This is a genomic window from Actinoallomurus vinaceus (assembly GCF_039542055.1).
GTDB lineage: Bacteria > Actinomycetota > Actinomycetes > Streptosporangiales > Streptosporangiaceae > Actinoallomurus > Actinoallomurus vinaceus.
On sequence record NZ_BAABHK010000003.1, the window covers coordinates 152962 to 178591 of the forward strand.

Below are 25630 nucleotides of genomic sequence, written 5' to 3' on the forward strand. Positions count from 1 at the left end.
GCGGCCGGGTGGGACTTATCGGACAAAACGTCATTTGACCACTCATCGCGCGCGTGGCCGCGTTAAACTCTCCATCCCCCGCTTCCGGATCGCGAAGGACTCCGCCATCGCCGACCGAGAACCCCTGCCGAAGGACATTGACCCCACCGCGCCGAATGACGCGCGGATGTACGACTATGCGCTCGGCGGGAAGGACAACTACTCAGCCGACCGGCACGTCTCGGAGCAGATCCGAGCCGCCTTGCCCGTAGCCATCAACGCAGTACGCGAGAACCGCAAGTTCATGCGGCGGGCCGTGCGCTACATGCTCTCCCTCGGGATCCGGCAATTTCTCGACCTCGGCTGCGGGCTGCCCGGGCGCGGCAACGTACACGAAATAGTGCACGGGGCGGACCCGGAGGCCACCGTCGTCTATGTCGACAAGGACCCGGTCCCCGTCACCCACTTTCAGGCACTGCTGTCCAGCTCCCGCACCGCGACCGCCGTTCAGGCGGACATCCGGCGTCCGAACGAGATCCTCTCCGGCCGGGACGTCACGAGCCTGATCGATTTCAGCCGGCCCGTCGGAGTGCTGATGGTCGCCGTCCTGCACTACGTCTTCGACGAAGACGATCCCGCCGGGATCGTGACCGCGTTCAGCGACGCCCTGTCCCCCGGGAGTCACCTGGCGATCTGCCACTTCACCTCCGAAGGGTGGGGCCCGGAGGATCTGGCCTTCCTGAACGGACTGGCCGAGAGTGCCGGCGTTCCGGTGGCGCTGCGCGACCGAAAGCAGATCGCGGCCCTCCTCGGCGGGCTCGACCTCATCGAGCCCGGGCTGGTCCTCCCCCCGCACTGGCGGCCCGACCGGCCCTTGACCGACCCCTCGGGATGGCTGCTCGCCGGCATGTGCCGCAAGAACTGAACGACAGCACGCAGGAGCAGGGCCATCGCCTCGGCGAGCACGCGCGTTCAGCGACGACGGGTCTCCCTGGCGAAGCGGCCTATCCGGGGGCGACGCGTCCGCAGCGTTCGCAGAAACCTCGCCAGCACCGCGGCGCGCCGCTGGCGGCGGTCCTCGACGCGTCCGGCGATCCAGAGGAAGAAGGCGGCCAGGGGCAGCTCGCCGAACAACGCCAGTGCCAGCGCGAGCATCAGCTCGCCGCGGCTGTCGGCGGTCACCACGTCGAACCACGCGTCCACCAACAGCAGAGTGCCGGTGATCGCCGCGCTCAGTTCGATGTGCTCCCGGCCCTTCTGCGCGAGCCAACCGGTGCGCAGGAGCATCGCGCACAGGCCGAGGTCGAAGCCGATCCATGAGGCGTTGTAGTGGGCGGCCTCGTGGCTGGTGGGCAGGACGAAGCTCAGTCCGGTGATCCACGGCAGCATGGCGACACCGGCGGCGATGACCAGCCAGCCGACCCAGCGTGGCACCACCCGTGTCGGCCGAAGCTCACGCGTGAGCTTTCCTTCGAGCTCTTCGGTGTGGGACGACTCGGGTGGCTTGACGGCTCGGGCCGCCTCCGAGGTATGGGTCACGATCGGCTCCGGATCGAGGCCGGCCGTCGAGATGGGAGCGTCCGGGACGGCCGCCGCATTGCCTTCGTCGTGAGGGGGGTCTTCGGGCATGTCTCCATGATCCGTCGTGTGAGGAGGCGCAGGCGCCGCTTTTGGGAACGCTGCCGCGGGAAGCCGCTCCCCGGAGTCAGCCGCCCTGGCGGCGCTTGTCCCGGGCGTAGATGACCGCCTGTTTTCCGTCGCCGGGGCTACGACGGTCCAGCTCGAACAGCGTCGTGGCGGTCATCAGGTCGCTGAGCTTGGCGTATCCGTAGTTGCGGGAGTCGAAGTCGGGGCGTTGCTTGGTGATGATGTGCCCGACATTGGCCAGCGGTGCCCATCCGTCGTCGTCGGAGGCCGCCTCCACGGCGTTGCGCAACTGGCTCACCAGCGCGGTATCGGCCTTGAGCTTCGCGACCGACGCCGTCGGAGCCGGCCTCAGCGAGGTGTCGGCGGGAGTGGCCGGACTCTTGGAATAGCTCAGGTTCTCGATGTAGATGAACTTGTCGCATGCCGAGACGAAGGGCTTGGGCGTCTTACGTTCGCCGAACCCGTACACGGTCAGACCGGACTCGCGGATCCGCGCGGCCAGGCGGGTGAAGTCGCTGTCGCTGGAGACGAGGCAGAAGCCGTCGAACCGCCCCGTGTACAGCAGGTCCATCGCGTCGATGACCATCGCGGCGTCGGTGGCGTTCTTGCCCGTGGTGTAGGCGAACTGCTGGATCGGCTGAATCGACTGGGTCAGCAGCTGCTCTTTCCAGCCCTTCAGGCTCGTGCCCGTCCAGTCGCCGTACGCCCGTTTCACGTGCGCCGTGCCGTACTTGGCGACCTCGGCCAGCAAGTCCTCGACGACCGAGGACTGGGCGTTGTCCGCATCGATGAGCACGGCGAGCTTGGCAGCGTTCTCACTGTCCACGGCGCTTCTCCTCTTCTCGGGGGTTCCGGAAGGCCAAGGTCGGACCAGCAGCCAGTGTGCAGGACGCCAGGCCGGCGCGCATCGCTCGGGCATGGAACAACGGACCAGACGCGCGCCTTCGCTATCCCGTGATGGCTGCAGTGAGTTCGTCGCGTCCGCTGGTATTGGTCTTGCGGAACAGTGATTTCAGGTGGTCGTTGACAGTGTGGAGCGAGATGCCGAGGCCGCGGGCGATCTGTTTGGGGGCGGTTCCCTCGCAGAGTTTTTGGAGGATGGTGCGTTCGCGGGGGGTGATGGAGTACCAGGCTGCGAACGCGGGCAGCAGCAGTCCGCCGGTGGCCGCCTGGATGACAACGGCGACGTCGCCGGTGCCGTCGTCGTTCAGGGGTTGTGCGTGGATCGCCACCCAGTGCCCGGCGTAGGACGCGGGCATGCAGGCGACGGGGAGTGTCTGGTCAAGGTGATGATCGCGGGCGGCGAGTGACACCTCGCTGGAGATCGCGGTGGCGGCCCAGTCGTCGGAGATCGCCGCGGGCAGCCGCAGTTCGCGCAGCCATGCTCGTGCCTGTGGGCTGACCGCCCGTACGGCATGGTCGGCGCCCACCATGATGATCCCCGGCGCCAGGTCGGGCCTGGCCGCCTGCGGTGGGATGGCCGTCGCGTGCCCCCGCACGATCGCGATGAGCGGCTGGGTCAGTCGCAACAGCGCCCGCTCGTCACTCGCCCCGAAGGGCCTGCCGCCTTCTTCCCGTAGCAGCGAGACCATCCCCCAGACGCCGCGCCCATCGCGCAGCAGCATCCGCAGTTCGCTGCCCACCCCGTGCGCTGAGAGAACCCCCTGTGCCAGGGATGCCGGCGCGGAGGGGCTGATCACGCCAATGGGCACGCTGAGGCGGGCCAGCTGATCGGGACTGTACGGGTCCTCGCCGAAGTACAGGTTGTGCCGCTGGGCCAGGCGGAGCGCTGGGTCCGCGCGGTGCCAGAAGCCGAGGGAGGCGATGCCGGTGGCCGGATTCATCCCGCTGATGTTGAAGGAGTCATGCGGCACTACCGAGGCGATGGCCTGGGACAGGAGCTCGCCTAACTCGTCGGGGCTGAGGCCCGGCCCGGCTCCGGCGCCAAGCGATTCTCCCAGTCGGAACAGAACGTCTCCCACGAGGCGAGTCTCTCGCAGGCATGCCTTTACCGCGACCGAGTTAGCGGCGGCCATCCCGAGATTTGGGGGTGTCCCGGCTCAGGCCGGGTGGCCCACACTCGGCGTAGCGCGTACCTGGTTGCATGCCGGCTGGACGGGGAGTGAGGCGAGGGTGATGGAGTCGAGGCGCCGGTCGCGAGGGCTGCTGGTCATGGCGGTCTGCGGGTGGCTCGGATCAGCGGCCGCCTTCGGGGCCAGGCCGGCCGACAGCGCGACCGCACCAGGGGATGAGCGCCTTGTGCGGACCGGCTCCGGACCGGTGCGTGGCGTCCTCGCCGACGGTTACCGCGCGTTCTACGGCATTCCGTACGCGGCGCCGCCGGTGGGTGAGCTTCGCTGGCGGCCACCGGTCCCGCCCCCGCCCTGGTCACAGGTCAAAGACGCGAGCAGCCCAGCCCCGCGCTGCCCGCAGACCGCGCTCGCCGGGAGGGATCCCGCCGATCCGGGCAGTGAGGACTGCCTCTACCTCAACGTCACCACCCCCCGTGCCACCGGGCCCCACCGGCCGTGGCCGGTCATGGTCTGGCTCCACGGCGGATCGTTCGCCACCGGCTCTGGCGGTGCCTACCGACCGCAGCGACTCGCCACCGGCGGGAACGTTGTCGTCGTCACCCTCAACTACCGGCTTGGTGCGCTGGGATTCTGGGGCTACCCGGGGCTGGGCTCCTCGGCGACCTTCGGGTTGCTGGATCAGCGCGCGGCCCTGGAGTGGGTACGCCGCAACGCTTCGGCGTTCGGCGGCGACGCGCGCAACGTCACCCTCTTCGGCCAGTCCGCCGGGGCGCTGAGCATTTGCGCGCACCTCACCTCGGCTCAGTCCGCGGGCCTGTTCCACCGGGCGATCCTCCAAAGTGGCGCGTGCGGTACCAGCACTCCCCCACTCACACCGGGCCAGGGAGCCACCGCCACCTCGATCTGGATTCCCCGTACCGACGCCGAGAAGAGCGGTACCGCCCTCGCCGAACGTCTCGGCTGCGTGGACAAGGCCACCGCGCTCGCCTGCATGCGCCGGGTCCATCCGGCCGACCTGCTGAAAGCCACGAAGAACGCCACCTGGGGGCCGGCCTACGACACGCCGATTCTGCCGATCAGGCCGGACCAGGCGCTGCGCGCAGGCCGCTTCCACCGGATGCCCGTACTGGAGGGGCACACCCACGACGAAGCGCGGCTGCTCGCCGTGCTCACCCTGCCCAGGCCGATCACCACCGCCGAGTACGGCGCACTCCTGGTCCGGGTGTTCGGCACGAAGGCGGGCAAGGTCGCCACCCAGTACCCGCCGGGCCGGTACCCCTCACCGAGCCTGGCCTGGGCCACCGTCCTCACCGACCGGATGTTCGCCTGCCCCACGCTGACCGATGAGCGCCTCTTCGCGCGAACCGTACCCGTCTTCGGCTACGAGTTCGCCGACTCCGATGCCCCGCGCATCTACCCGTTCCCCGACTGGATGCCGCCGGGCGCCTACCACGGATCAGACCTGGCCTACCTGTTCGACTCCGCCGAGGTCGACCGTCTGCCCCCGGAACAGCACGAACTGGCCGCCGCGATGATCGGGTACTGGACCCGGTTCGCCGCCACCGGCGACCCGAACACCGGCCGGTCACCACGCTGGCCACGAATCAGCCTTGACCGGCCGATACTCGCGCAGGCGTTCGCGCCCGGAAAAGATGGCATCACGCCGGTGGATCCGGCCGTCGAGCACCACTGTGGCTTCTGGGAGGAAATGCTCTGACCGCCGCTGTCGATCTCCAAAGACCGTCAGCGCCCCGGGAGGCCGGGCACAGTGCGACCGGCCTCCCGGGACGCCGTGCACTCGCCCCGCTCCACGCTCAGCTGCTCGTCTACCCGGTCACGGATCCGGGCAGGCCGGGGCCCGTCACCCAGCGAGGTGGTCCCGGAGGAACTCGACGATCTCCGCCCGAGCGGCCTTCGCTTGTGGCACCACGCCCGGCATGCTGAGGAACGCGTGCGTCGCGCCGGGATATTCGGTGAGCCGCGCGGACGTCCCGGCCGCTCGCAGACGTTCGGCGTAACAGCGGCCGTGATCGGCCGCCGGGTCAAGGGTCGGCACCACCACGAGCGCTGGGGCCAACCGGCTCAGGTCATCGGCATAAAGCGGCGACACCGCACGAGGATCCGTTCCCGGTGGCACGGCGAACCGGTGGAACGTCTGCAGCTGCGTCACGGTGAGGGTCGGGCTATCGGCGTACTGGGTGGCCGAGGCGTAGTCGAACATCGTCGAGGTCAGATCGACACAAGGGTTGACCAGCACCTGCGCCTGCAGGAGCACGCCGGATTCTCTGGCCCGGATCGCGGCCAGGGCGGTGACCAGCGAGCCGGCGCTCTCACCGAAGACGGCGGTCCGCGCCGGGTCCACTCCCCACTGCGCGGCGTGCTGCACCACGTGCCGGAGCACGTCCCAGCCATCGTCAACGGCCGCCGACATCGGACTCTCCGGGCCGATGAGGCGGTGCTCGACCGAGACGACGACCGCGGGCAGCCGCGCGGCGAGACGGCTGTTCACCCAGTCGCTCTGCACCGCCGTGCCCACGAACCCGCCTCCGTGCACGTGGAGCACGAGTGGCAGGCCGGCCCGGTCGGCGCCCCCGCCGCCGCGCTCGGGCGACGGCCGGTACACCCGGACCCGGAGCCGACGGTCGGGCAGCTCCACCTCCCGCCACTGGATCGCGGCGCCGCGATCCGGAAGCCCGGTGATCACCCGCGCCAGACGGGACGCCCGCTTGCGGTTCACCCCGTCGCGGAAGGCGACCAGCTCCTCGGCCGTCATCACCGACCAGTCCGGCTCCTTCGCCAGGGCATGCAGCAACCGGATGCCCAGCGGCGGTCGCTCTGTATTGGTGACCTCGCTCATGTCTCCTCCTCGGCGGATAATTTCGCTACCTCAGGTATCGATACCTAAGGTAGCGCAAAAGTTATCATGTGGCCATGACCCGACCGCCCACATCCGCCAGACCCCCCGGTCGCCCGCGCTCCGGCGTCAACGACGTGGTCTTCGCCGCAACCCTGAGCACGGTCCACGAGCTCGGCTACGCGCGCGCCACCGTCGAGCGCATCGCCGCTGCGGCCGGCGTCGCGAAGACGACGATCTACCGTCGCTGGCCGTCGAAGGGCGACCTGATCGTGGACTGCCTCATTGACGCGTTCGGCCCGGTGCCGCTGGAGAGCGCCGGTCGAGCCGAGCTCATGTCCTCCGCCATCCGCTGGATCGCGGGGAAGATCAGCGAGCCCGGGGTAGGCGACGCGTTCGCAGGCGTGTTCAGCGACGCCGTCAGCGATCCGGCGCTGCGCGAGGTCCTGTCCGCGCGGTTGCAGGACCCGTACCGGCTCGCACTCCAGGACGCGCTCGGCGAGCCGGAGAACCGGGTCCTTTTCTTCATCGACGTCGTCGTCGGAACCTTGCTCCACCGGATGGGCATGACCGGCGGGCCGATGGTCGACGCCGATGTCGCCGCACTGGTGGAGATGGTTCTGCAGCACTTCACCGACGAAGCCGGTCCGGCCTAGCCCGCGTTTCGAAGTGAGTGGAGCCGTTCGTTGACGGCGGTGATGCGGATGGTGGGTCACGTCCCGAGGCCGGCGGTCAGCCCGAAGGACCAGGAGGGACAACGTTCCCGGAGCGGGGTGCCGGGACTCAGCGGGGAGTGCCCGGATGGAGAAGCCCCGTCAGGACCCTGGCGACGACCCGGTCGAAGAGAGACTCGGCGGGTTCGGCCTCGGGCGGGCGGGTCGCCAGCGCGGCGGCCAGGTGGGGGTGGCGACCCGCCTTGAGGGCCTCGCTCAGGTACGCCGTCTGCTCCCGCTGCCACTGCGGGAGGGTCCGGCCGGCGGTTCCCTGGGCGATCTCGGCGCGCGCCAGCAGGGCGACCAGGCCGTTCAGTACGCCTATCGCCTCCAGCTTGGTGCGCGGGTCGACGTCGACGCCGGAAAGGGCGGCCAGCGCGTGTTCGAGGTAGTCGACCGCGTTCGGGCCGATCGGGCCGTCCAGGCCGGTCGCGTCGAGCAGCCAGGGGTGGCGGAGATAGATGCCGCGGCTCTGCCTGGCCAGGGCCAGCAGGTCCTGGAGCCAGTGCCCGCCGCCGGGCGCGGTGTGATCGAACTCTCCGTTCACCTCGTTGATCATCAGTTCGATCAGCTCGTCGCGGGTGGCGACGTAACGGTAGAGCGACGCCGGTCCGGTGCCGAGGGCGTCCGCGACCGCCCGCATCGTGACGGCGGCGAGGCCGTCCGCGTCGGCGAGCGCGACGCCGGCGGTGGCGATCCGGCCCCGGCTGTACTCGGGTGCCGGGCCGCGCGCCCCACGCTCGGGTCGTAGCCAGATGCTGCGAACCGGTCCCTCGGTCACATCCCTCGCCTTTCTGCGAACGCTGTTTGCAGTATCGTAGCCGCCGACGCTTTATGCGAACATCGATCGCAGTAAGGGGATGGCATGATCGACCGCACGCCGGCCGGGCAAGGTGACGGCCCGCTGGAATGGACGCGCACCCGGTACACGGCCAACGGCGGAGTGGACATCGCGTTCGATCGCCTGCGCGGCTCACGCGGCGAGCCGCTGCTGCTCATCATGGGACTGGCCGTCTCCCGCTTCTGGTGGCCGGCCGGCCTGTGCGAGGCGTTCGCCGATGAGGGCTTCGAGGTGGCGCGCTACGACCAGCGCGACGCCGGCGAGTCCACCCGCATGCCGTCGACCCCCACCGGCAATCCGTTCGCCGCCCTGTTCGGGAGACGCGGGAGTTCGTACACCGCCGAGGACATGACCGACGACGCGGTCGCCGTCCTGGACGCTCTCGGCTGGGAGCGGGCGCACGTCTTCGGGCACTCCCTGGGCGGGCAGCTCGCGCAGCGCATCGCCCTCCGCCACCCCGACCGCGTGCTCAGCCTGACCTCGTCCGCCGCGGTGCCCAGCGACGTGTCCGGACTGGGCGTGGTGCGCTACCTGCGGTTCGGCCTGCTCGCCAAGCTGGCCCGCATGAAGTTCCCCGAGGGACGCGAGGGCGACATCGAAGCGGCCCTGGCGGTGTGGCGCGGCATCGCCTCGCCCGGCTACCCGTTCGACGAGGGGGCCGCCCGCGCGTGGATCGAAGCCGAGGTGGACAGCGGCCCGCGCGACAACAAGGCGCAGAGCCGGCAGATCGGAGCCCAGTGGCACGGGCCACGGCTCCGCGAGCTCCACCTGCCGGCCCTGGTCCTGCACGGAGAGCAGGACCAGCTCCTGCGGGTCGCCGCCGGCCGCGCCACCGCGCGCGCCATCGAGGGCGCGCGTCTGGTGACCCTCCCCGACGTGGGCCACGACCTCCCCGCCGCTCTATGGCGGGACATCGCCCGGGAGGTCCGCGCGACGGCCGACCGAGCGACACGACGGGTCACCGACCCGGACCGTCCGGTCCGTGGTTCGAGCGCGTAGACACTCAGCGATCACTGCCGTTGCCGGAGTGACTTGGCCCGGTCGAAGAGGGGCTCGACGGGACCGGTCTCGGTCGGGCGGGTCGCCGGCGCGGCGGCCAGGTGAGGGTGGCGAGGTCCGTCCGTCGGGTAACGGCAGCGGGGCCCGTACCCTCAGGTACGAGCCCCGCGACGCGTGCAGCGAGATCAGACGGGGGTGATGTTCTCCGCCTGCAGGCCCTTCTGGCCCTGCGTGATGTCGAACTGCACCTTCTGGCCCTCCTGGAGCTCACGGAAGCCCTGGGCGGCGATGTTGGAGTAGTGGGCGAAGACGTCGGGGCCGCCGCCGTCCTGCTCGATGAAGCCGAAGCCCTTTTCCGCGTTGAACCACTTAACGGTACCGGTGCTCATGATTTAGATCCTTCTGGGGTGCTGATAGGGCTCACACCGCGTGAACCCCACATCGCCGAAATGACCCCTCCCGGACGAAGTCCGGTTACAACAAAAATGCGCCCGCGGTTACAACCAGCAGGCGCATATAAAGTCTACGGGAACCACAACTGCAACTTCTCTGAACGCTACCACACGCCGTGTGTGCCCGAGCGCCGGCGAACCTAAAGTTTCATCTCCCGTCACGCCGCGCCTGTTTTCTCATGATCGCGGCGACGACTTCGGTCACGTGAGGTTCGCAGACCGGATCGAGGGAGTGACGTCCGCTGAACCAGTAGGTGTCCACGACGAACTCCGCCGGATCGCCGCACAGGCACTCGCCGGGGGCCTCGGGGTCCACGGGCCGGACGTCCGGACGCTGAGTCGTCCGTCGAGGCTGGAGTGCCGCCGGAGGGACATCCGCGTATGCGGTCGATCCCGAGCGGCCGGGTCCGATGAGAGATCCGCGGCGGGCGGCCGGGCCGCCCGTTCCGTCGGCGACTCGGGGAGAGCGCGTTTCGAACGACCGGCGACCGTGCATCCGGCCCGCGTTCGCGTCGTTGTCCGGTTGTCCTGGGGGCATGTTCGCCGGACCTGTCCCGGCCGCGGAAGGAGGCCGATGTAGTGAGCGGCCGGGGGGACGCCGACTCGGCCGTCGGCGTACGAGGAATCCTCGGTCCTCTCGACCATATCCCGGGCGGCATCACCCCAGGTAGAGGTCGAGGGAACACTCGGGCCGGGCAAGGCGTTCGCACGATGGTGGCGGTCCACGTCAGAGGGATGCGACGCTGGCGTCCGCGGCTGCCTGATTATTCGTTCTCCCGCGGGCGATCCCGTCTTCGGCGGCGGATGGTCGCAGCGGTGCGCACGCACCGCGTCTCGCACCTGCCCGCCGAAGGAGAATCGATGACGTCCGACATCTTTGGATCGGCCGACCGCGAGGAGACCACCGCTCGCGGCAGCGCGTTCGCGGTCCTGGCACGGCAGGTGCGACAGGCAGGGATGCTGAAGCGACGGCCCGCCTACTACACGCTGAAGATCGCGGTGAACGCTGGACTGCTGGTGCTCGGTGGCGCAGCCTTCGTCCTGCTCGGACGTTCGTGGTACCAGCTGCTCGTCGCCGCGTTCTTCGGGATCGTCTTCACCCAGGTCGCATTCATCGGGCACGACGCGGGTCACCGGCAGATCGCCGGCTCTCGCCGGATCAACGACGTGCTCGGCCTGGTGCACGGCAATCTGCTCGTCGGGCTCAGCTACGGCTGGTGGGTCGCCAAGCACAACCGCCACCACGCCAATCCCAACCACGAAGGCCGGGACCCCGACATCTCCAGTGGCGCCATCGCGTTCACCACTGATCACGCCCTCGCCCGGCGAGGAAGGCCGGCCAGGGCGCTGGTCCGGTTCCAGGCGTACCTGTTCTTCCCGATGCTCCTCCTCGAGGCGATGAACCTGCACGTGGCGAGCGTACGGGCGCTGCTGGGCCGCGGTACGCGCAGATCGAGGTCCAAGCCGGTCGAAGTGCTGCTGCTCGGCGTCCATTTCGCCGGGTACCTCGCCGCCCTCTTGGCCGTCCTGTCACCGGTTCAAGCGGTGGTCTTCGCCGTGGTTCACCAATGCGTGTTCGGCCTGTATCTGGGCTGCGCGTTCGCGCCCAACCACAAGGGCATGCCGGTGCTGTCCGAGGACGACGAGCTCGACTTCCTGCGGCGGCAGGTGCTGACCTCGCGCAACATCCGCGGCGGCCGGTTCACCGACTTCGTCCTTGGCGGGCTGAACTATCAGATCGAACACCACCTGTTCCCCAGCATGCCCCGGCCCGGCCTGCGACGAGTCCAGGGGCTCGTACGCGCCCACTGCGGGCGCCAGGGCATGACGTACCACGAGAGCAGCTTCTTGGGCTCATACGCCCAGGTTCTCCGCCACCTGAACGCCGTCGGCGCACCGCTTCGCCCCCAAGCCGATGCCGGATAGCCGCACGACGGCACCGACGCGCTCCCCGGAGTGACGGTCAGGTCGGCCGCGCAGCTCAAGCCGATGGTCACCGCCGCCCGCCCCGGTGAGCGTCACCGCGTCTCGGCGCCCGCCTCGGTCGCCCGGGCCTGGCGTTCGGCGCGGCGTTCGGTGAATCGCGTCGCCGCCGCCTCGAGCCCTTCCAGGAACGCCGACAGTTCCTGGCGGGCCTTGTCCCCGTCGCCGTCCAGACCTTCGAGGTCGAAGACCCGCCACTGCCGCAGGACCGGGGAGAGCACGTCGTCGAGGTGGACCCGCAGGTCGTAGATGCCGGCGTTGGCGATGGCGACCGACTTGCGCAGGAAACCGTCGATGGTGTGGCCGGGCATCTGGAAGCTCGTCACCACATCGGTGACGGCACGCATCGTCTCGTTGGGAGACAGTTCGAAGGCCGCCGCGAGCAGATTGCGGTAGAAGATCATGTGCAGGTTCTCGTCGGCGGCCACCCGCGCCAGCAGGCGCTCGCACGCCGGATCGCCCGAGGCTTTACCGGTGTTGCGGTGAGAGATGCGCGTCGCCAGCTCCTGGAAGGAGACGTACGCGAGGCCGTGGAGCATCTTGTCGCCGTGGTCGGCCTGGTAGCCGCCTTCCATGTGCCGCATGCGCGCACGTTCGAGCGCGACCGGGTCGACGGCCCGGGTGACGGTGAGGTAGTCGCGGATGACGATGCCGTGCCGGTTCTCCTCAGCCGTCCAGCGATCGACCCAGGTCCCCCACGCGCCGTCCCGGCCGAAGATGGTCGCGATCTCCCGGTGGTAACCGGGCAGATTGTCCTCGGTGAGAAGGTTGACGATCAGTGCCTCTCTCGCCGCGGGCGAGATGTTCGTGTCCTCCGGCGACCATGCCTCACCGTCGAACGGGCCATCGAAGTCGCGGCCCTGGCTCCACGGCACGTACTGGTGCGGGAACCATTCCTTGGCCGTGGACAGGTGACGATCGAGCTCTGCACCGACGACAGGCTCAAGCTCCATCAACAGCTCGGCGGTCGTCTTCGGACGTGACGTGAGAGGCATCCTGGTGTTCCCCCGAATCGTGGCGTTGATCAGTGTGAAACGGTCAGGCGGTGAGTGCCTCCACACGATGCGAGGCCGTACGCCTGAATGATCACTCTAGGCGATGATCTCGTCGCGGTGACGATGCCCCTGCTGGTCGTCAGGCCAGTCCGGAGGCGTCGCACGACCCACGAGGCCGATGAAACCGCCTCGGCGGCAGGGCTCAGTGCGGTATGGCGCGCGGTGGGCGCGCGCGGACCTCGTAGCGGAAGTCCTCGATGATGGAGCTGATCTGGCGCATGAGGACGGTGTCCTTCAGCCGGTCGAGGTGGAGGTTCTGCCGGGCGAGGCCGTCCGCGTCGACCGTGAAGTAGATCGCCATCAGCGGGTTGATGAACAGTTCGCTGCCCGCCGTACGCCGAGTGAAGCTCACGTCGCCGAAGTCACCGCGGATCGCGGCGGCGATGGAGCCGTTCACGATGCTGGGACGGTCCGGCGTGGCCGCCTGGGCGTGGGCGACGGCGTCCAGGTAGAGCGTGCCTTCACGGCTTTCGCGGGGCACGGAGAACGCTCCCAGGTAGGAGCCGTCCCCGGTCCAGGGCGGCGAGGTTCTCCAGCACGAGGGAGTGGCTGACGCCGTGGTAGGCGTCCACGCCGAAGCCGAGGTGCGCGCGACCGTGTTCGGCCCGGTGTACTTCATGGAGAACCTTGAGCGCGCCCTCGCGGGCTGATCCCTCAGCGCGCGGCGCCGGCGGTGGGGCGCAGGCCGATCGGGGGCAGGTACTCCCGTACGAGCCGGCGGTCCCACCACCGGCCGGTCTCCCGGCGTTCGCGCCAGGTGGTGAAGCGGTACCGGTAGAGCCGGGCGCGGACGACGGCGGGCGGGGCGTCCGGGAAGGGGTTGCGCCGAAGGAGCCGGAGCGTCGGCCGGTCGTTCTGCAGCAGTTTCTCGGTGAGGGGGACGATCCACGGCTCGGCGTACACGGAGGACAGCCCGGCGAACCACATCATCCAGTCGAGCCGGAGGTGGTACGGCGCGAACTGACGGGGCCGCCGCCTCGGGTCGCCCGGCTTGCCGTTGAACTCGTACTCCCGCCACTCGCTGTCCGGGCCCGGCTCGGGGTCCTCGGTGCCCTGGATCACGACCTCGTACCGGGTCTTGGTGATGCTCCCGAACGCGCCGTACGAGTTGACCAGGTGCAGCGGGTTGAAGCTGGCGTTCATCCGCTGCCGCTGGGAGATCAGGTTCCGGGCGGGCCAGTAGCTGAGCACGACGGCCAGCGCCGTGACCGCGATGACCAGCGCCTGGTGCCAGACCGGCTCGGCGGTGGGCCGGGGCAGGTCCGGCAGCCCCAGCGTCCGGGCGATCGCCCGCCAGTCCACGACGGAGGTGGCCAGGATGGCGGTGATCCAGTTCAGCCAGGCGAAGTTGCCCGACAGGATCAGCCAGAACTGGGTGACGATGACGATGGCGGCCGCCACGGTCGCGTACGGCTGCGGCGCGAACAGCCCGAACGGCACGATCAGCTGGGTGACGTGGTTGGCCGCCACCTCGACGCGGTGCAGGGGCTTGGGCAGCCGGTGGAAGTACCAGCTGAGCGGGTTCGGCATCGGCTGGGTCTCGTGGTGGTAGTACAGGCACGTCAGGTCGCGCCAGCACCGGTCGCCGCGCATCTTGATCAGGCCGGCGCCGAACTCCAGGCGGAACAGCAGCCAGCGCAGCAGCCACAGGACGAGGACGGGCGGGGCGGTGCGGGCGTTGCCGAGGAAGATCGTGAGGAAGCCCGCCTCGCACAGCAGCGACTCCCAGCCGAAGCCGTACCAGACCTGCCCGACGTTGACGATGGACAGATACAGCACCCACAGCACCGCCCACAGCAGCATCGACGTCCACAGCGGCACCACGTCGGCGAGCCCCGCGAGGACGGTGGCGGACAGGGCCACGCCGCTCCAGGCGACGACCGCGAAGAACCGGTCCGAGTAGTGGAACTGGAAGATGCTCGGCGCCCGCCGGAACGACACCCTGCGCAGGTACACCGGCACCGGGGTGAGGCCTCTCTCCCCGGCCAGCGCGCGGAACTGGTACGCCGCGCAGAGGAATCCCATGAGGTAGATCACGGCGATCCCGCGCTGGAAGATCAGCGCTCCCGGCCGGTACGCGGGGTCCGTGAGCCATCGCACGGCCGTCGCACCTCCCCTCCGAACTCGCCGAACTCCCCGAAGACACGACGCAGGGCGACAAGTGCCGCGTGGTGGCCGCACATCCCGTGGACGCCCGGACCCGGCGGCGTCGCGGACGAGCAGAGGTAGATCCTCGGGTTCGGCGTGGCGTACGGGACCCGGGCCAGGGTCGGCCGGAACAGCAGCCGCAGGCGGTCGCAGGCTCCGCCGGCGATGTCACCGCCGACGTTGTTCGGGTTGCGGGCCTCGACCGTGTGCGGCCCGGCCACGGCCCGCTGGACGACCAGATCGCCGAAGCCCGGGGCGAACCGTTCGATCTGCCGTTCGATCGCCCCGGTGAGGTCGCCCGTCCACCCGCGGGGCACGTGCCCGTACACCCACAGCACGTGGGACCCGTCCGGCGCCCGGGACGGGTCGAACAGGCTCGGCTGGGCCACGATGAGGAACGGCGTGTGCGGCGCCGCGCCGTCGTACGCCGCGCGCAGCGCCGTACCGATCTCCCTGATCGTCGGGCCGAGGTGGACGGTGCCGGCCCGGGTGCAGGGCTCGGCCGTCCACGGCACCGGCCCGGACAGCGCGTAGTCGATCTTGAAGGCGGCCGGGCCGTGCGGGTAACGGCGCATCCGCTCGGCGAACCGGTCCGGCAGCCGGGGGCCCGCCAGAGCGGCCAGGTGCTCGGGCATCACGTCGAGGAGGTACGCCCGGGCGGGCGGCAGTTCGTCCAGGGAGCGTACGGGGTGCCCGGTCTCGATCCGGCCGCTCAGGGAGCGCAGGTACGCGGCCAGGGCGTCGGCGAGGGCCTGCGAGCCGCCGGCGGGGAACGGCCAGCCCACCTCGTGGGCCGCGAGCGCGAACAGCAGCGCGACTCCCCCGGTCGCGGGCGACCCGAGCGGCGCCATGGCGTGCGCCGCCAGCCCGGCGAGCAGCCCCCGGGCGCGTTCGCCCCGGAAGAGCCGGGCGAGCAGCGCGGCCGGCGCGGCGGCCCGCGTGCCGAAGCGCGCGAGCAGCAGCGGATCCCGCGGCAGGCCGGCGAGCGGGGCGCGCAGCACGTCGGGCGCGAGATCCTCCCAGCGGCCGAGGAACGGCCCGATCAGGCGGCGGTACGTCGCGCCGTCCCGTCCGAGCACCGCCGCGGTCTCCTCGGCGGACCGGGCCAGGATCGCGGCCGACCCGTCGGGAAAGGGGTGGGCGAGCGGGACCAGCGGCTCGACCCAGGTCACGCCGTGCCGTTCGAGGGGCAGCGCGCGGAACGCCGGGGATCCGACGCCGAGCGGATGCACGGCGGAGCACACGTCGTGCCGGAAGCCCGGCAGGGTCAGCTCCTCGGTACGCGTCCCGCCGCCCACCTCCGCGGCCGCCTCGTACACCCGCACCGCCAGCCCGGCACGGGCGAGCGTGACCGCCGCCGTCAGTCCGTTCGGCCCGGCGCCCACCACCACCGCGTCGACTTCGACCATGAACCGTGGGTTGCCCCGACCGCAGATCCTTACACCGGTCCAGGGCCTTCGGCGGCGGACCCGCCGTCGACGGCCGGGGGGACGCGCCACTCCAGGACGGTGCCGCCGCCCTCGCGGGGGCGGATCTCGAAGGTGCCGCCGAGGGCACGGGCGCGCTCGGCCATGTTGCGCAGCCCGCTGCGGCGGCCGCCCTCGGGGATGCCGACGCCGTCGTCCTCGACCCGCAGGGTCAACTCGTCCCCGGCCGTGAGGGAGACGCCGACGTGCCGGGCTCCGGAATGCCGCGCGGCGTTGGACAGGGCCTCCTGCAGGACCGCGATCACCTGTTCCCCGGTCGCGTCGTCGACCACGCTGTCCAGCAGGCCGTCCAGTCGGACCGCCGGGGCGAAGCCCAGGGTCTCGGCGGCGCTGTCGATGACGCCGTGCACGCGCGTGCGGAGCGTCTGCTCCATCGTGCTCTGCAAGGCGAAGATCGTAGAGCGGATCCGCCGGATCGTGTCGTCGAGGTCGTCGACCGCCCGCTGGACGCGCACCGCGACGTCCCGCTTCTCGGTGATCTTGATGGCGCTCATGAGCGTCATGGCGGTGGCGAACAGCCGCTGGATGACCGTGTCGTGCAGGTCCTTGGCGATCCGGTCGCGGTCCTCCAGGAGGGTGAGGCGCTCCACGTCGCGGCGGCGTCCGGCCAGCTCCAGCCCGACGGCCGCCTGCGCGGCGAACGGCTCGAGCAGCCGCCGCACCGGCTCTCCGAAAACCTGTTTCCCGGAGGCGTTCAGCACCCAGAGCACTCCGCGAGCACCCTTGCCCAGTCCCAGGGGGACGATCAGCGCCGGGCCGCACGGCACGACCTCGGGCACGCCGAAGCGTCGCGCCTCCGCCTCCAAGTCGGTGACCACCAGCGGCTCGCCGCTGCGGAACACCCGGCCGGCCGGCGATCCGTCGACGGGGATCCGCAGCCCGCGCAGTTCCTCGGCATGCTCGCCGGCGACCGTGTCGACGACCAGCTCGGTGCCGTCCACGAGCGCCACCGCGCCCATATCCGCGTCACAGATCTCCCGGGCGCGCGCGGCGACGAGCTCGATCACCTCACGGGACTCCGTGCCGGACAGCAGCGCCGTCGACACCTCCGCCGACGCCTGCAGCCACCGCTCGCGGCGCCGGGCCTCCTGGTAGAGACGGGCGTTCTCGATCGCCACGCCGGCCGCGGTGGCGAGCGCGGCCACCACGCTCTCATCGTCCTCGTCGAACTCCCCGCCGCCGGCCTTCTCGGTGAGGTACAGGTTGCCGAACACCTCGTCGCGGACCCGGATCGGCACGCCCAGGAAGCGGCGCATCGGCGGATGGTTCTCCGGGAAGCCGTACGACTCCGGGTGCGCGCTCAGGTCCGGCAGCCGCAGCGGGTGCGGCTCCTTGATCAGCAGGCCGAGGATGCCGTGGCCGTGGGGCCAGTGCCCGATCTCGGCGATCTTCTCGTCGCCGACCCCGACGGTGATGAACTGCACGAGCCGCCCGCCGTCGCCGATCACGCCGAGCGCGCCGTACCGGGCCTCAACGAGTGTGGTGGCGGCCTCGACGATGCGGCGCAGGACGGTCCGCAGATCCAGGTCGCTGCCGATCGACACGACCGCCTCAAGGAGCGCGTGCACCCGGTCCCGGGTGGCGAGGACGGCGTCCAGCCGGGTCTGTAGCTCACCGAGCAGGTCGTCCAGCCGCAGCTGCGGAAGCGACAGACGAGCGCGGTCCTCTCCGGGCGATTCCTGGGGCACGTCAACGGTCCTCTCGGAGGTCGTCATCCCCTATCTATCATCATCATCCGTCAGCCGGACCGGTCGGCGGCCTGCTCTTGGCGGGCCTTCGCCTCGGCGATCCGCTCACGGGCGCTGGTGTGGACCTGGTCGACGTCGATACCCAGCTTCTCGGCGACGGCCTCCAGCCACACCTCCGACAGGACGTTCGTCTCGAAGTCGATCTCAGAACGCAGGTCGGACCGCAGTGCCTCGCGGTTCTGGCTGAGCATGACGAACGTCGACAGGAAGATGGCCTCGAGTGACACGATCAGGGTCAGCAGGCCGTAGGGGTACGGATCGAACCGCCTGGAGCCGACGCTGTTGAGGAGGATCCAGCCGGTGAACCACACCACGTGGAGGTAGACGAAGGGCATCGAGCCCGAGAAGGCGGTGATCCGGTCCGCGACGCGGTCCTGGACACGCCGCCGCCTGCGCAGCATCGCCAGACGCTCGCTGTGCATCCGGATCTTGGTCTGGTTGGCCTCCACCGCCGAAGCCTCCCACACACCCCCGGCATCCTGAACCCCGAGGGCTGCCGTCCGGGCGCCGCGCGCCCCGAGCGGGCCTCCGGGCGAGGCCGGGACGACCCCGAGCGGGCCGTCCCGGGCTCGCGCGGCCGGATCTCAGATGCTTCCGGAGAAGGTGTCGCAGCGCGCCGGGGCGCCGGTGTCGTAGCCGGTGGAGAACCAGTGCTGCCGCTGCTTTGCCGTGCCGTGCGTGAAGCTCTCCGGGTCGACGCGCCCCCGGGCGCGCTTCTGGATGCGGTCGTCGCCGACCGCGCCGGCGGCGTCGAGGGCCTCGGCGATGTCGCTCTCGGTGAACGGCTTGTCGAAGAAGCCGGTCTGCACGGCGTGCTTGGCCCAGACGCCGGCGTAGCAGTCGGCCTGCAGCTCCAGGCGCACGGAGGCGCTGGAGGCGCCCTGCCGGTCGTTGCCGACGCGGTCCATCGTGCCGAGCAGGTCCTGGACGTGGTGGCCGTACTCGTGCGCGACGACGTACGCCTGCGCGAAGGGGCCGCCCTTGGCGTCGAACTTGTCGTGCAGCTCCTGGAAGAAGCCCAGGTCGAGGTAGACCTTCTTGTCGCCGGGACAGTAGAACGGCCCGACCTCCGAGCTGGCGGTGCCGCACGCCGTGGCCGTCGAGCCGGTGAACAGCCGCGTGCGCGCCACGGTGTAGGGCTGCTTGCCCCGCTCGGCGAACGCCTTCTTCCAGTACGCCTGGACGCTGTTCACCACGCCGACGATCCGGCAGTCGTCGGCCTGGTCGGCGTCGGCGCCGGTACGGCACTTCGACGACAGGTTGCCCGCGGGCGGCGCGCCGCCGGTCCCCCCGCCTCCCCCGCCGATGATGTTCCCCGGATTGACACCGAAGATCACTGCGGCGACCAGGGCGATCAGCCCGATCGCGCCGCCGCCGATCGCCATTCCGCCGAAGGGCATGCCCCGGGCGTCCTCGACCTGGGACGCGTCGAGCCCGGCATCGTCGTCGAAGTCCACAAGCGCCTCCCGTGCTGGTCCGACGGGTCGATCCCCCGTGGAGACAGAATTTAACAACGCTTGACCGAACGATGACGCCCGAAGTCTCCCCCGAACGACGACACCCGGAGTCTCACCGGACCAGGACGGCCGAGGCCAGGCCGCGCACCAGGTCCTCGTCGACCTCGTGCCCCAGCCCGGGGCCGGACGGCACCGGGACGAGCCCGTCGGCCGCCCGGATCGGCGGCTCGACGACATCCCGCTCGTAGTACTTGTCCGAGCCGGACACGTCGCTGGGGAGGGTGAAGCCGGGCAGCGCGGCGATCGCGACGTTCGCGGCGCGCCCGACGCCGAACTCGTGCATGCCGCCGCACCAGACCTGCCAGCCGACCGCGACCGCGCGGTCGTGCGCGGCACAGGCCGCCGCCAGCCCGCCCATCCGCGAGACCTTGATGTTGAGGACGCGGGCGGCGCCGAGCGTGATCGCGGTGTCGAGCTGGTCCAGGTCCTCGACGGACTCGTCGAGGCACAGCGGGGTGGCGAGCCGCGTCTGCAGCCGCGCGTGCGCGGCGAGCGCGCCCGGGGCGTACGGCTGCTCGATCATCGTCAGTCCGCAGTCGTCCAGCGCGGTGAAGACCGCCCTCTCGTCCTCGGTGTACGCGCCGTTGGCGTCGACGTGCAGGGGCAGGTCGGGGCGCGCCGCGCGGACCGCGCGCACCGGCTCGACATCCCAGCCCGGCGCGATCTTCAGCTTGATCCTGCGGTACCCCTCGGCGGCGTACCGGTCGACCTGGGCGAGCAGGTCGGCCACCGTCGGCTCGATCCCGAGGCTGACGCCCGCGGCGATGGCCGTGCGGGTGCCGCCGAGCGCCCGGGCCAGCGGCAGCCCGGCCGACCGGGACCACAGGTCCCAGCAGGCCATCTCCACTCCCGCCTTCGCGAAGTTGTGGCCACGGATCCGCGCCCAGAACGCCCCGACGTCCGACGGATGCTCCCACTCCGCCTCGAGGAGCACGGGCGCGAGGTACCGCTCGATCATGAGCCGGCAGTCGTCCACGGTCTCGGCGGAGTAGTACGGATCGCTGGGCGAGGCGATCTCCCCCCATCCGACCGTGCCGTCGCCGTCCTCGATCCGGACGAGGATGTGCTCCAGGTGCGCCTTGCGGTGGGAACTGGTCTCGAAGGCGCGTACGAGCGGCAGGCTCACCTGGAACGCCTCGAACTTGGAGACTCTCGGCACGTGTCTCATCCCTTCTCATGCGGGCCGGACGCCGGTGTTCCGGGTGCGGGCCGGAAGCGGTAGACCGCCGTGTCCGTCCCGCACGTCAGGCACGAGGTCGCGACGTACCCCTCATCGATCAGCCGCCTCAGCTCGGCCGCGATGTCGTCGCGCAGCCGGGCCGCCGCCGTACGGTCGCGGGCGACCAGGGCGTCCCAGTCGCGGGGCGCGCCCAGCAGGACGTCGTCCCCCTCGTGCCGCGTCTCCCCCCAGCCGGTGTACGGCGGGGGCGGAGCGGCCGATCCGGGCGGGCGGAGCAGGTCCCACTCGACGATCAAGCGGTCGGTGCGCATGCCCGGATCACGGCCGAGGTCCTCGACGCCGTAGAAGTCGCGGAGGAACCAGCGGCCGGTGGCGCCCAGGACGTCGAGGTTGAAGTGGGCGTTGCGCGTGCGCAGCGGGTCGAACGCCCAGCGCATCAGCCGCACACCGGTCGACAGGACGTAGTCGCGCTGGCTGAGCTTGAGCGCCCGTCCGACGCCTCGTCCCTGCCAGTCCGGCCGGACCGCCGCCACCTGCGAGTAGTGGTACACGGTGCCGGAGTCCGAGCCGAGGAAGCCGTAGGTGAACCCGACCAGGTCGTCTCCGGCGAACGCGCCGATCACCGAGCCGGCGTTGCGCTGCAGTGCGGCCAGCAGGCGCGGGCTGACCGCCGGGTCGGTGGCGGCCAGGGCGAAAGCGGCGCGGTACACCTCCACCCCGGCTCGCATCTCGGCGGAGGTGGTCAGCGGCCGCACGGTCAGCTGCGGCGACGGAGTTCTGCTCACGGTACGATCACAGGTAAGGCTTCTACCTGCAGATTCTCCCACCTTCGGCGCGCCGCCGACCAGGAGGGGACCATGACCCCCCAGCGCGCCGCCGACTAGGAGGGGACATGACCCCCGAGTTCGCCACCGCCCTGACCGACACGACCGCCCGGCTGCTCGGGTTCGGCCGGGAGCGGCTGCGGGAGTACGCCCTCGCCGAGTCGCCGTCCGGGGACACCGCCGCGCTGGCCCGCTGCGCCGCGCTGATCGAGGCCGGTCACCGGGAGGCCGGGGGCGCCGTGGCCCACGACGGCGAGCATCTCGTGTCGCGGTTCGGCCCGGAGGACGGCCCGCACCTGCTCCTCGTCGGCCACTACGACACCGTCTGGCCCGTCGGACGGCTGGCCACCATGCCGTACACCGACGACGGCACGACCATCACCGGGCCCGGCACGTACGACATGAAGGGCGGCCTGGTCGCCGTCGAGATGGCGCTGCGGGCGCTGTCGGCGGCCGGGGCGGCGCCGGCCCGGCAGGTACGCCTGGTCGTCGTCGCCGACGAGGAGGTGGGCAGCCCGACCGGAGGCGCCGTCGTCGAGCGCCACCTGGACGGGGCGGTGGCCGTGCTCGGCCTGGAGTCGCCGCATCCGGACGGCGCGCTGAAGAACGCCCGCCGGGGCAGCGTCCGCGTCCGGCTCGGCGTCCGTGGCCGCGAGGCGCACGCCGCGCTGGACCCCGGCAAGGGCGTGTCCGCCATCGACGAGCTCATCGACCAGATCGCGGCCGTACGCGGCGTGGTGCCCGACGACGGCACGACGCTGTTCAACGTCGGCCGGATCGAGGGCGGCCGCCGCGCCAACGTCGTCGCCGGCGAGGCCTCGGCCGAGATCGGCCTGCGGTTCGCCGCCGCGGCGGCCGAACGTACGGTGCTGGACGCCGTCGCGGACCTGCGGCCGGTGCGGACGGGCGCCGCCGTGGAGGCCACCGTGCTGTCCGCGCGGCCGACCTGGCCGGAGCGCTCGCCCGACCCTTTGCTCGACCACGTGGCCCGCATCGGAGGGCTCCTCGGACAGGACGTCACCGGCCGGCCCGCGGCCGGGGCGGGCGACACGAACCTGCCGGGTTCGCTCGGCCTGCCCACCCTCGACGGCTTCGGCCCCCGAGGACGCGGCGCGCACGCCGCCGACGAGGCGATCCGCGTGACCGGCCTCGCCGAACGGGCCGCACTCCTCGCGGGAATCATGGCCTCCCCACCGTGATGCGGAGCGCCGGACGCTACCGACGAGACGATCCGGTGACCGGCCTCACCGAACGGGCCGCACGCCTCACGGCACCGTGACACGGAACGACCGGCGCCTCCGACGAGACGGTCCGCGTAAGCGGCCTCACCGAACGGGCCGCACCCTCACAGCCTCTCCACCGTGACACGGAACGACGGGATGGTCCGGCCAGGTCGCATTCCTCCCGTGGATCACGGCCTCCCTGCCGTGAGCAGCGACGACCGTACGGCCTGGGGCGATCGAATTCTCGCGCGGCGGAAGGCGCCTTACCCTGCTCGGGCAGCAGCGATACGGCAGTATTGCCGCATGTCGGCTCTTACCCGCGCGGAGGCGCAGGCCCGCGCCCGTCTGCTGGACGTCCGCTCCTACTCCGTGCACCTCGATCTCACGCGCGGCGACGAGGTCTTCCACGCCACTTCGCTCATCCGGTTCGGTGCCCGGCCGGGGACGGACACCTTCGTCGAGGTCCGGCCCGCGAGCCTGCACCGAGCGGTGCTCAACGGGCGCGTGCTCGACCCGGCGTCCCTGCGGGACGGCCGCCTGCCGCTGCCGGACCTGGCGGCCGACAACGAACTGCGCGTCGAGGCCGACATGCGGTACTCCCGGACCGGGGAGGGCATGCACCGCTTCACCGACCCGGCCGACGGCGAGGCGTACGTCTCGACGCAGTGCGCCCCGGACGATGCCCCACGGGTGTTCGCGTGCTTTGATCAGCCGGATCTCAAGGCCCCGATCGAGTTCTCGGTGACCGCACCGGCGCACTGGACGGTCGTGAGCAACGCCGCCGGGTGGAAGGAGGCCGACGGCCGCTGGAGCTTCGCCCCGACCGCGCCGATCAGCACCTACCTCGCCGCCGTCGTCGCCGGGCCCCTGCACTCGGTCCACGCGGAGCACGACGGGATCCCGCTCGGCCTCCACTGCCGGCGCTCCCTCGCCCCGCACCTGGACGCCGAGGAGATCTTCGACATCACCCGGCGCGGCCTGGACCGTTACCACGAGCGGTTCGACGAGCCGTACCCGTTCGCCAAGTACGACCAGGCGTTCGTGCCCGAGCTCAACTGGGGTGCGATGGAGAACCCCGGCTGCGTCACCTTCCGCGACGACTACATCTTCCGCTCGGCCGTCACCGAAGCCGAGCGCGAGACCCGCGCGATCGTCATCGCCCACGAGATGGCGCACATGTGGTTCGGTGACCTCGTCACGATGCGCTGGTGGGACGACCTGTGGCTCAACGAGTCGTTCGCCGAGTACATGGGCTACCAGGTCGTCGCCGAGACCACCCGCTTCACCACCGCCTGGACCGGCTTCGCCATCGCGCGAAAGCCCTGGGGGTACGACGCGGACCAGCGCTGCTCCACCCACCCCGTCGCGGCCCAGGGCATCGACGACACCGCCGCCGCGCTGATGAACTTCGACGGCATCTCCTATGCCAAGGGCGCGTCGGTCCTGCGGCAGCTGGTCGCCTGGCTCGGCGAGGAGGCCTTCTTCACCGGGATCAACGCCTATTTCGCCCAGCATCGGTTCGGCAACGCCACCATGATCGACCTGCTGGACACCCTCACCGCCGCGAGCGGCCGGGACGTGCACGGCTGGGCCGAGCGCTGGCTGCGCACGAGCGGGGTCGACACGCTGCGCCTGGAGATCGCCGCCGAGGACGACGGCGCGCGGGCGTCCGCGACCGTCGTGCACACCGGCGCGGCGGACGAGCCGTCGGCGCTGCGGCCGCACCGGATCAAGGTCGCGGCCTACGACCTGGCCGACGGCGCCGAGGGCGGCCGCCGCCTGGTGCTGCGCGAGCGCTTCCCCGTCGACCTCCCGGCGGACGCCGGCCCGGACGGCGCCGCCCGGGTCCGGCCGGCGAACCTGGCCGGAATCCCCCGCCCCGACCTCGTCGTGCTCAACGACGGCGACCTCAGCTACGCCAAGATCCGGCTGGACGAGCGTTCCCGGCAGGCGATCGCCGAGGCGCTGTCGACGATCGAGGACGGGCTGACCCGCGCCCTGCTGTGGAACTCCGCCCGCGACATGGTCCGCGACGGCGAGCTGCCCACCGCCGAGTTCCTGACCCTGGTCGGCGCGCACCTGCCCGCCGAGCCGGACGTCAGCGTCGTGGAGGCCATGCTCGCCTTCGGGCGGCAGCAGGTCGCCGACCGCTTCACGGCGCCCGCCGGTCGTCCGGCGGCAATGGCCGCGCTCGCCGGCGTCTGCCGGGAGATCCTCGGCCGGACCGCCGACGGCTCCGCGCCGGCGCTGCGCCTGGCGGCCGTACGGGAGCTGATCCGCTGCGCCGAGACCTCGGAGGCCGTGGGCGAGCTGCGGGAGTGGCTGCGCGCGCAGCGGGTGCCGGACGGCCCGGACCTCGACCCGGACCTGCGCTGGAGGGTGCTGCTGCAGCTGTCCGCCCACGGCGCGGCCGGCGAGCAGGACATCGCCACCGAGGTCGAACGCGACCCCAGCGCGAGGGGGCAGGAAGGCGCCGCCCGGTGCCGGGCCGCCCTCCCCGACCCCACGGCCAAGGAAGAGGCGTGGCAGCGGCTGTTCACCGACGGCGCCCTGTCCAACCACCTGCTGACCGCGACCGCCCAGGGCTTCTGGCAGCCGGCCCGGGCGGAGCTCACGGCCGGGTTCATCGAGCGGTACTTCGCCGAACTCCCGGCCGCGGGCGGGCGCGGCCCGGCGGTCGCCCGAGCGCTCGGCCGTGACCTGTTCCCCGCCCACGCCGCCGCCCCGGCCACCGTACGGGCCGCCGAGAAGTGCCTGGCGCGGGAGGACCTGACGATCCCGCTGCGCCGCGCACTGGCCGACGAGCTCGACGACCTGCGCCGCGCCCTCCAGGTGCGGAACCGCTGAGCCGCCTCGGGCGCGGGCCCCTGGAGGCTTTGGCCTGCTCAGGCGCCCGCGCCCTTCGCATGAATAGCCGCCGCCCTGCGGGTACGACCGTTATGCGAGA

22 protein-coding genes are annotated in these 25630 nt (G+C 71.2%); 7 read left to right on the top strand and 15 right to left on the bottom strand.

The genetic code is table 11. The features are described from left to right. The first annotated feature begins 34 nt into the window (after nt 1-34). On the top strand, nt 35-904 hold the full coding sequence (locus ABEA24_RS11820; protein ID WP_345430778.1) for an SAM-dependent methyltransferase: 870 nt from the start codon (nt 35-37) through the stop codon (nt 902-904). Between the two features lie 47 nt (nt 905-951). On the opposite strand, the gene ABEA24_RS11825 is transcribed toward ABEA24_RS11820, so the two are convergent. The 3 genes from ABEA24_RS11825 to ABEA24_RS11835 all read right to left on the bottom strand — a co-directional run bounded on the left by ABEA24_RS11825 (nt 952) and on the right by ABEA24_RS11835 (nt 3608). After that, entirely contained in the window at nt 952-1608 is a 657-nt protein-coding gene (locus ABEA24_RS11825; RefSeq protein WP_345430779.1) for a hypothetical protein, read from the bottom strand. Nucleotides 1609-1684: 76 nt separating this feature from the next. Next, entirely contained in the window at nt 1685-2452 is a 768-nt protein-coding gene (locus tag ABEA24_RS11830; RefSeq protein ID WP_345430780.1) for an NYN domain-containing protein, read from the bottom strand. A gap of 121 nt (nt 2453-2573) precedes the next feature. Next, nucleotides 2574-3608, bottom strand: coding sequence for a helix-turn-helix transcriptional regulator (locus tag ABEA24_RS11835; protein WP_345430781.1), 1035 nt, complete (start codon nt 3606-3608; stop codon nt 2574-2576). Between the two features lie 154 nt (nt 3609-3762). Between ABEA24_RS11835 and ABEA24_RS11840 the strand changes: the two genes are divergently transcribed. Beyond that, a complete protein-coding gene (locus tag ABEA24_RS11840) occupies nt 3763-5376 on the top strand; it encodes a carboxylesterase/lipase family protein (RefSeq protein ID WP_345430782.1) in 1614 nt (537 codons plus the stop codon). Between the two features lie 144 nt (nt 5377-5520). Here the strand turns inward: ABEA24_RS11840 and ABEA24_RS11845 are convergent, their stop codons facing one another. Continuing rightward, entirely contained in the window at nt 5521-6516 is a 996-nt protein-coding gene (locus ABEA24_RS11845; protein WP_345430783.1) for an alpha/beta hydrolase, read from the bottom strand. 74 nt (nt 6517-6590) lie between these two features. On the opposite strand from ABEA24_RS11845, the gene ABEA24_RS11850 reads away from it, so the two are divergent. After that, complete coding sequence (locus ABEA24_RS11850; RefSeq protein ID WP_345430784.1) at nt 6591-7169, top strand: TetR/AcrR family transcriptional regulator; 579 nt, start codon at nt 6591-6593, stop codon at nt 7167-7169. Between the two features lie 127 nt (nt 7170-7296). Here the strand turns inward: ABEA24_RS11850 and ABEA24_RS11855 are convergent, their stop codons facing one another. Continuing rightward, nucleotides 7297-8007 (bottom strand): TetR/AcrR family transcriptional regulator, encoded by a 711-nt coding sequence (locus ABEA24_RS11855; RefSeq protein ID WP_345430785.1) that lies wholly within the window; start codon nt 8005-8007, stop codon nt 7297-7299. An 84-nt stretch (nt 8008-8091) separates the two neighbouring features. Between ABEA24_RS11855 and ABEA24_RS11860 the strand changes: the two genes are divergently transcribed. Beyond that, the gene (locus ABEA24_RS11860) at nt 8092-9066 is read left to right on the top strand and encodes an alpha/beta fold hydrolase (protein ID WP_345430786.1); all 975 of its coding nucleotides are present in this window, start codon (nt 8092-8094) and stop codon (nt 9064-9066) included. Nucleotides 9067-9251: 185 nt separating this feature from the next. On the opposite strand, the gene ABEA24_RS11865 is transcribed toward ABEA24_RS11860, so the two are convergent. Further along, complete coding sequence (locus ABEA24_RS11865; protein WP_345430787.1) at nt 9252-9455, bottom strand: cold-shock protein; 204 nt, start codon at nt 9453-9455, stop codon at nt 9252-9254. A 924-nt stretch (nt 9456-10379) separates the two neighbouring features. Between ABEA24_RS11865 and ABEA24_RS11870 the strand changes: the two genes are divergently transcribed. Continuing rightward, nucleotides 10380-11444, top strand: coding sequence for a fatty acid desaturase family protein (locus ABEA24_RS11870; protein WP_345430788.1), 1065 nt, complete (start codon nt 10380-10382; stop codon nt 11442-11444). Nucleotides 11445-11536: 92 nt separating this feature from the next. Here the strand turns inward: ABEA24_RS11870 and ABEA24_RS11875 are convergent, their stop codons facing one another. The 9 genes from ABEA24_RS11875 to ABEA24_RS11915 all read right to left on the bottom strand — a co-directional run bounded on the left by ABEA24_RS11875 (nt 11537) and on the right by ABEA24_RS11915 (nt 21421). Then, nucleotides 11537-12496, bottom strand: a complete 960-nt coding sequence (locus tag ABEA24_RS11875; protein ID WP_345430789.1) for an acyl-ACP desaturase — start codon at nt 12494-12496, stop codon at nt 11537-11539. Between the two features lie 202 nt (nt 12497-12698). Further along, the gene (locus ABEA24_RS11880) at nt 12699-13037 is read right to left on the bottom strand and encodes a hypothetical protein (protein WP_345430790.1); all 339 of its coding nucleotides are present in this window, start codon (nt 13035-13037) and stop codon (nt 12699-12701) included. Between the two features lie 173 nt (nt 13038-13210). Then, nucleotides 13211-14656: a lipase maturation factor family protein gene (locus tag ABEA24_RS11885; protein ID WP_345430791.1), complete on the bottom strand. Its 1446-nt coding sequence runs from the start codon at nt 14654-14656 to the stop codon at nt 13211-13213. After that, nucleotides 14614-16113 carry a phytoene desaturase family protein gene (locus tag ABEA24_RS11890; protein WP_345430792.1) on the bottom strand — a complete coding sequence of 500 codons (1500 nt, stop codon included), beginning with the start codon at nt 16111-16113 and terminating at the stop codon, nt 14614-14616. Before ABEA24_RS11890 ends, ABEA24_RS11885 begins: the two co-directional genes overlap by 43 nt. Nucleotides 16114-16142: 29 nt before the next feature. Continuing rightward, a complete protein-coding gene (locus ABEA24_RS11895; protein ID WP_345430793.1) occupies nt 16143-17879 on the bottom strand; it encodes a sensor histidine kinase in 1737 nt (578 codons plus the stop codon). 50 nt (nt 17880-17929) lie between these two features. Continuing rightward, on the bottom strand, nt 17930-18406 hold the full coding sequence (locus tag ABEA24_RS11900; protein WP_345430794.1) for a DUF1003 domain-containing protein: 477 nt from the start codon (nt 18404-18406) through the stop codon (nt 17930-17932). Between the two features lie 117 nt (nt 18407-18523). After that, on the bottom strand, nt 18524-19396 hold the full coding sequence (ypfJ, locus tag ABEA24_RS11905; RefSeq protein ID WP_345430795.1) for a KPN_02809 family neutral zinc metallopeptidase: 873 nt from the start codon (nt 19394-19396) through the stop codon (nt 18524-18526). Between the two features lie 112 nt (nt 19397-19508). After that, entirely contained in the window at nt 19509-20615 is a 1107-nt protein-coding gene (gene menC, locus ABEA24_RS11910; protein ID WP_345430796.1) for an o-succinylbenzoate synthase, read from the bottom strand. 5 nt (nt 20616-20620) lie between these two features. Further along, entirely contained in the window at nt 20621-21421 is an 801-nt protein-coding gene (locus ABEA24_RS11915) for a GNAT family N-acetyltransferase (RefSeq protein ID WP_345430797.1), read from the bottom strand. A 107-nt stretch (nt 21422-21528) separates the two neighbouring features. On the opposite strand from ABEA24_RS11915, the gene ABEA24_RS11920 reads away from it, so the two are divergent. Both ABEA24_RS11920 and pepN read left to right on the top strand, forming a co-directional pair. Then, nucleotides 21529-22659: a M20/M25/M40 family metallo-hydrolase gene (locus ABEA24_RS11920; protein ID WP_345430798.1), complete on the top strand. Its 1131-nt coding sequence runs from the start codon at nt 21529-21531 to the stop codon at nt 22657-22659. A gap of 327 nt (nt 22660-22986) precedes the next feature. After that, nucleotides 22987-25530, top strand: a complete 2544-nt coding sequence (gene pepN / locus ABEA24_RS11925) for an aminopeptidase N (RefSeq protein WP_345430799.1) — start codon at nt 22987-22989, stop codon at nt 25528-25530. Nucleotides 25531-25630 lie beyond the last annotated feature (100 nt).